The sequence below is a fragment of the Paraburkholderia sp. genome, assembly GCF_035501035.1.
Lineage (GTDB): Bacteria > Pseudomonadota > Gammaproteobacteria > Burkholderiales > Burkholderiaceae > Paraburkholderia.
On the sequence record NZ_DATJWR010000419.1, the window covers coordinates 1 to 4,702 of the forward strand.

The 4,702-nt window shown below is 64.2% G+C and carries 4 protein-coding genes; all 4 read left to right on the plus strand.

Translation table 11 applies throughout. The features are described 5' to 3' along the window. Positions 1-328: 328 nt before the first annotated feature. Entirely contained in the window at positions 329-805 is a 477-nt protein-coding gene (gene nudB / locus VMJ11_RS29930; protein WP_325624427.1) for a dihydroneopterin triphosphate diphosphatase, read from the plus strand. Next, a complete protein-coding gene (locus VMJ11_RS29935) occupies positions 802-2,190 on the plus strand; it encodes a phospholipase D-like domain-containing protein (RefSeq protein ID WP_414694506.1) in 1,389 nt (462 codons plus the stop codon). The genes nudB and VMJ11_RS29935 overlap by 4 nt, the downstream gene beginning before the upstream one ends. Before the next feature lie 271 nt (positions 2,191-2,461). Continuing rightward, positions 2,462-3,061, plus strand: coding sequence for a TetR/AcrR family transcriptional regulator (locus VMJ11_RS29940; protein ID WP_325624429.1), 600 nt, complete (start codon positions 2,462-2,464; stop codon positions 3,059-3,061). Positions 3,062-3,130: 69 nt separating this feature from the next. Beyond that, on the plus strand, positions 3,131-4,702 hold a 1,572-nt coding region (locus tag VMJ11_RS29945; RefSeq protein WP_325624430.1), incomplete at its 3' end, for an acyl-CoA dehydrogenase family protein.

Here is a 4,702-nt window from a genome sequence, read left to right on the forward strand (position 1 = left end):
TCGATCCGCGACGTGATCGCGTTCCCGAAGACGCAGCGCGCCCAGTGTCTGCTCACGCAGGCGCCGAGCGAGGTGGACGAGCGTCAACTGCGCGAACTGCATATCCGTCTGCGTCAGCCCGAGCAGAAGACGGCGCAGTAAGCCAGCGCGGCAAGCCGCATCAAGGGTCGCCGGGCGTTGCGCCCGGCGGGCTTCGCGGGCTTTGCATCGCAACGCATCGCAACAACAGAAAAGGCGCATCGTGCGCCTTTTTTGCTTTTTGCGTTAAATTACCTTCAGACGCGCCGCAAGCGCGCGCTCGCGCGTTTTCCCCACACGCTCCGTCACCATGCAGAAGCCGCCGAAGATTCCGGAATCCGTACTCGTCGTCATCCATACGCCGCAGCTGGAGGTCCTGATCATCGAGCGTGCCGACCGGCCCGGCTTCTGGCAGTCGGTCACGGGCTCCAAGGATCACCTCGACGAACCATTCGCCGAGACCGCCATCCGCGAGGTGGGCGAGGAAACCGGCATCGCAGTTGGCGCCAATGGCGTGCCGCAAGCGGCGCTGCTCGACTGGCAGCACGAGATCGAGTACGAAATCTATCCCGTCTGGCGGCATCGCTACGCGCCGGGCGTCACGCGTAACACCGAGCACTGGTTCAGCCTGGAAGTGCCCACGGGCACAGTCGTTACGCTTTCTCCGCGCGAACATACCGCTTACCTCTGGCTGCCTTACGAACTGGCGGCCGCGAAGTGTTTCTCGTGGTCGAATCGCGAGGCGATCCTGCAGCTGCCCGAGCGGCTGCGCGGAGCACGCAGGTGAGCGAGACCAGCACCGAACCCGGCATAGCATCGCAGCGCGTCGTGAGGCTGCGCGAGGCGCTGCTCGGCCGGCGCTACCGTTCGCGCTACCGCTTCACGAGCGGCAACGACGTGCGGCTCTTCGGCTCGGGCGCGGATCTCTTCGGCGCGATGATCGAGCGCATCGAGGGCGCCGCGCACGACGTCGCGCTCGAAACCTATATCTTCTGCGACGACGATGTCGGCCAGGCGCTCTCCGATGCGCTGCTGCGCGCGGTGGCGCGTGGCGTGCGCGTGCGCGTCATCACCGATGGCATCGGCTCGCCTCGCATCGCGCTCTTCGATCGCTGGCCCGGCGCGGGCATCGAGCACCGCGTCTACAACCCGCATATCTTCGGGCGCTTCGGTTTTTCGCGCACGCACCGCAAGCTCGCCGTGATCGACGACCAGTTCGCGTATTGTGGCGGCATCAACGTGGTGGACGATCTCGAACAGGATGGACGCAAGCTGCCCTATCCGCGCTGGGACTTCGCCGTCGAGCTGCACGGCCCCGTGGTCGTGGACGTGCGCCTCGCGCTTGAGCAGCAATGGCGGCGCATCCGGCTCGGCTACCGGCCGCCGCTGCCCGCGCAGCTCTCGCCGGGCGTGCCCGCGAGCGCCGGCTTCATGTCGCCGCATCCTACCGGCCACACAGTGGGCCGCCCCACGCAGATCGTCGACGAGGCACTGCGCGCGCTCGAACCCGCCGTGCGTTCGCCTCGCGCGAGGCGCTTTTTCACACGTCTGCGCGAGCGCCTGCGCGCGAGCGTGCGCGACCCGCGTGCGGCGCACGTGCCCTGCGTGGCGTTCGTCGCGCGCGACAACGTCGTGAACCGGCGCGCCATCGAAAAGGCCTATCTCGATGCCATCGGCGAAGCGCGCAAGGAAGTGTTGCTTGCCAACCCTTACTTCATGCCGGGCCGGCGTCTGCGGCGCGCGCTAGTTTCGGCAGCCGAGCGCGGCGTGGCGGTCAGGCTTCTCGTCGGACGAAAGGAATTCAAGCTGCTCGACTACGGGGTGCCTTTCCTCTATCACCAGCTTTTGAGTGCAGGCGTGCAGATCGCGGAGTACGAGAAAACGATGCTCCACGGCAAGGTGGCCGTCGTCGATTCGAGCTGGGCCACGGTGGGTTCCTCGAACCTCGACGCGCTCAGTCTCGTGCTCAACAATGAGGCGAACGTGCTGCTCGTGCAGCAACCGCAGATCGAGCAACTGCGCGACGCGATCCTTGCTGCGTTCGGCGAGTCCGCGCAGATCGACCGCGCGCGTTATGAGGCGCGGCCCTGGCACGAGCGCACCGTGAGCTGGCTCGCGTGGGCGTGCTATCGGGCGGCCATGAAAGTCATCACCGTCGGCGGCTACGACTAGAAGAATCAGCAGACAAATAGATACGAGTAGACCTACCTCGCGCGCCTTGCCTGCCACACGAATCGCTGTCGAGGCAATCGAGAGAATGTCGGCTTGTGCGCAGGCCACGAACCCCGAAAATTAGAGTGCCGGTTAGAAATCGGTTTCTAATAAAGTCCTTGTTTCGCGGACGGCTGTACTCAACAATAGTACGGCCGTTCGATTTGGTTCAGGCCCTGATGTAAGCAGTTGACGACAACATCACGGCCACATCGTTACGGTAAATAAAGCTATGCGAAAAGGCGAACAGACACGAGCCGCCATTCTGGATGCAGCACTCGACCTCGCGGGCCGCGATGGACTGGAAGGATTGACCATCGGCCTGCTCGCCGAGCGCATGCAGATGAGCAAGAGTGGCGTCTTCGCGCACTTCGGGTCTCGGGAAGATCTGCAGGTCGAGGTGGTGCGCGAGTACCACCGTCGATTCGAGGAAGAAGTCTTCTTTCCGAGCTTGCGCGAACCACGTGGGTTGCCGCGTCTGCGTGCGATGCTGTCGCGATGGTTCGAGAAGCGCATTCACGAAGTCACGACCGGCTGCATCTATATCAGCGGCGCGGTCGAGTACGACGACCGCGCGGACAGCCAGGTGCGCGAGACCCTGGTGGCGAGCGTGTCGATGTGGCGTGCGGCGCTGCTGAGGGCCATTTCGCAGGCAATCGAGGAAGGGCATTTGCGCAAGGACACCGATCCCGCGCTGATGCTCTTCGAACTGTATAGCGTGACGCTCGGCCTGCATCATGACGGCCGCTTCCTGCATCTGCCGGACGCGGTCGAGCATACGTGGGCCGCGTTCGAAAGACTGATCGTTTCGTATCAGAGCGAGACCCAGTAGCGCCAGGCCGCACCATCAACGTCGCGGCGGCGCGCACGGGACCCGAAGCTCAAATTTTGGAGAGAAGACATGGGACAGTACACCGCGCCGCTGCGCGACATGCAGTTCGTGCTGCACGAGCTGCTGAACGTGGAAGGCGAAGTGAAGCAGATGCCGAAGCACGCCGACCTCGACGCCGACACCATCAACCAGGTGCTCGAAGAAGCCGGCAAGTTCTGCTCCGAGGTGCTGTTTCCGCTCAATCAGGTCGGCGACCGCGAGGGCTGCACCTATGCCGGCGACGGCGTCGTCACCACGCCGACGGGTTTCAAGGAGGCATACAGGCAGTATGTCGAAGCCGGCTGGCCGGCGCTTGGATGCGATCCCGAATACGGCGGCCAGGGCCTGCCCGCGTTCGTGAACAACGCCCTCTACGAAATGCTGAACTCGGCGAACCAGGCGTGGACCATGTATCCGGGTCTCTCGCATGGCGCCTATGAGTGTCTGCACGCACACGGCACGCCGGAACTGCAGAAGACCTATCTGCCCAAGCTCGTGGAAGGCGTCTGGACGGGCACCATGTGCCTGACCGAGCCGCACTGCGGCACCGACCTCGGCATCCTGCGCACGAAGGCCGAGCCGAACGGCGACGGCTCGTACGCCATCACCGGCACGAAGATCTTCATCTCGAGCGGTGAGCACGACATGGCCGAGAACATTATCCACCTCGTGCTCGCGCGCCTGCCGGACGCGCCGCAAGGCACGAAGGGCATCTCGCTCTTCGTCGTGCCGAAGTTCGTGCCGACCGCGGCTGGGGAGCCGGGCGAGCGCAACGGCATCAAGTGCGGCTCGATCGAGCACAAGATGGGCATTCACGGCAACGCGACCTGCGTGATGAACCTCGACGGCGCGAAGGGCTGGCTCGTCGGCGAGGCGAACAAGGGCTTGAACGCCATGTTCGTGATGATGAACGCGGCGCGTCTGGGCGTCGGCATGCAAGGGCTCGGTCTCACGGAAATCGCCTATCAGAACTCGCTCGTGTACGCGAAGGAGCGTCTGCAGATGCGCTCGCTGACGGGCCCCAAGGCACCCGAAAAGGCCGCCGACCCGATCATCGTGCATCCGGACGTGCGCCGCATGCTGCTCACGCAGAAGGCCTGGGCCGAAGGCGCGCGCGCCTTCACGTACTGGTCCGCGCTGCAGATCGACAAGGAGCTTTCGCACGGCGACGAAGCCGAGCGCAAGGAAGCGGCGGATCTCGTTGCGCTGCTCACGCCGATCATCAAGGCCTTCCTCACCGACAACGCATTCGATAGCACCAACCTCGGCATGCAGGTGTACGGCGGCCACGGTTTCATCTCCGAATGGGGCATGGAGCAGTACGTGCGCGACGCCCGCATCAACCAGATCTACGAAGGCACCAACACGATCCAGTCGCTCGACCTGCTCGGGCGCAAGGTGCTCGGCGACATGGGCGCGAAGCTCAAGAAGTTCGGCAAGCTCGTCACGGATTTCGTCGAGGCCGAAGGCATCAAGCCGGAAATGCAGGAGTTCGTGAATCCGCTCGCCGACATCGGCGACAAGATGCAGAAGCTCACGATGGAAATCGGCATGAAGGCGATGCAGAACCCCGACGAAGTGGGCGCGGCCGCGGTGCCGTAC

Excerpts from the sequence above, each read along its gene's own strand:
- VMJ11_RS29940 (WP_325624429.1), top strand. The coding sequence starts at position 2,462 with ATGCGAAAAGGCGAACAGACACGAGCCGCCATTCTGGATGCAGCACTC.
- nudB (WP_325624427.1), top strand. The coding sequence starts at position 329 with ATGCAGAAGCCGCCGAAGATTCCGGAATCCGTACTCGTCGTCATCCAT.